The 1,818-nt window shown below is 55.7% G+C and carries 2 protein-coding genes; one reads left to right on the top strand and one right to left on the bottom strand.

The window, feature by feature from the left end:
• The coding region (locus EGI20_RS18090) for a PAS domain S-box protein (protein WP_498633083.1) at positions 1-1,309 on the bottom strand (1,309 nt) is incomplete at its 3' end.
• A 244-nt stretch (positions 1,310-1,553) separates the two neighbouring features.
• Here EGI20_RS18090 and EGI20_RS18085 point away from each other — a divergent pair.
• The coding region (locus EGI20_RS18085; protein ID WP_498633081.1) for an ABC transporter substrate-binding protein at positions 1,554-1,818 on the top strand (265 nt) is incomplete at its 3' end.

Below are 1,818 nucleotides of genomic sequence, written 5' to 3'. Positions count from 1 at the left end.
TGCCGGCGCGTTCCGCCTGCTCGGTAATCTTCTGCATCACAGGCAACAGTGCCTCGGCAGAACTCTTGCCCTGACGAATACGGGCGACACAGCCAGCCTGATAGTTGGCAATCGCGGCCAAGGGCTGATTCAGCTCATGCGCCAGGGTAGAGGCCATTTCTCCCATGGTCACCAGACGGCTGGTCGCCTGCATCTGGATCAACTGGGACTGATAGCGCTGCTCTGCCTCACGCTGGGCTGTAATATCATCCAGCAAGATCATTTCGGCATCGCAGCCATTCACCCAGCGCACACGGCCATCCGCGGCAAGCAGCCCGGTTTCAAGCAAAATATCCGGCTCGGTACCGTCCAGTATCCGCAATAACTTCTCGCGCACGGACTCGCGCGCCTCTTCCTGCAAATAACTCAACAAAGACGTCCCCACCAACTGCGCCTGGCTATAGCCCAATGCAGCAGAAAAGGCCGGATTGACATCCAGCAAAGTCATGTCCGCGCGCATCAGGCCCAACATTTCCTGGGACATCTGATAAACCATATTGCGATCATCCTCAGCTTCTATACGGCGCCCGATATGGCGCGACAACAGAATCAGGCTGATCAGTGTCAGCAAGGCCAAACCGCCAATCAAAGCCAGTTGAAATGTCAGGGCAGAAGAGAAAGGACTCCCCAAGGGATGGGCACGCAAAACCAAGCCGGTCCCCGGCAGAATCAGGCGGGCGGCAGAGCGGGCGTATTCCTGCGCGGGTGCGGCGCTACGCGCCAGCGTCACACCCGACTGGTCTTGCAAGGCCAGCTGATACTTTTCACTAAACCAGGCCGGCGGCACATGGCGCACAAAGGCCGTCGCATCAAACACCGCCATCACGGCACCGGCAAAGCGGTCTTGCCGCTGGATAGGCAACAACAAGGCAAACGCCCAGTTCTGATTGCTTAGCTTGTAGGGTCGACTGAAAACAGGGCGTGCGTTAAGCAATAAGGATGGCCATAAACCAGTCTGTTCCTTGCCCTTTAACCTTGGCAAAAACTGCTCGGGTAAAACGGCTCCAGCCAGCCAATTACCCTGCGCATCAAACTGGGTCAGTTGCACGATTTCCGGCGCATTGGCCATCAATTCAGCGGCCTGACGTTCAAAATCGGCGCGCTCCACCTCTTCATGGGTAATGGCGTAAACCAGCGTTGCCAACTGACTCACATCATCTTCCAGCCGCAACTGTATGGTCTGCTCGGCCCACTGCACATCGCGGACCAGTTCAACCTGACGCTGCTCGGCCTCGCGCACATCCAGCATCCACCACACCAACAGCATCATGAGAAAGAACAGGACAATGGTGGTATTGGGAACCAATCGTAACCAGCGAGGCAGACGGCGGCCACTTGTTTGACGGGAAAACCAGGGCAACAAAAACATAGGCACAGCAAAAATAGCGAAAGAAGACGACAGTCTACCCGAGTCCACCCGCTTAATGCTTTTAGTATTTAATTCATTAAACTTGAAACCATATGGTCTATCGACTTATTGTACGCCAATGAAATACGCCAGCGAACAGCACATAATGCCTACTTTACGCGTCTGCCTTGCCATGCTGCCTATATTGCTGGGCACGGTACAAGCGGCCTCCTCCACCCCTCAGCCCTTGCGTATAGGAGTCACAGGAGCATTTACCGGCAACTCATCGCCCATGGGCTTGTCCATGCGCGAAGGCATTCGTCTGGCGACAGAGGAAATTAATAGTCAGGGCGGAATTGGCGGCAGAATACTGCAACTGGTCGAGCGTGACGACGCCGGCCAGAACGAGCGGGGCATTCGCATCGCACACG

The sequence above is a fragment of the Aquitalea sp. S1-19 genome, assembly GCF_024343515.1.
This window is presented reverse-complemented; position numbering and strand designations above follow the sequence as displayed.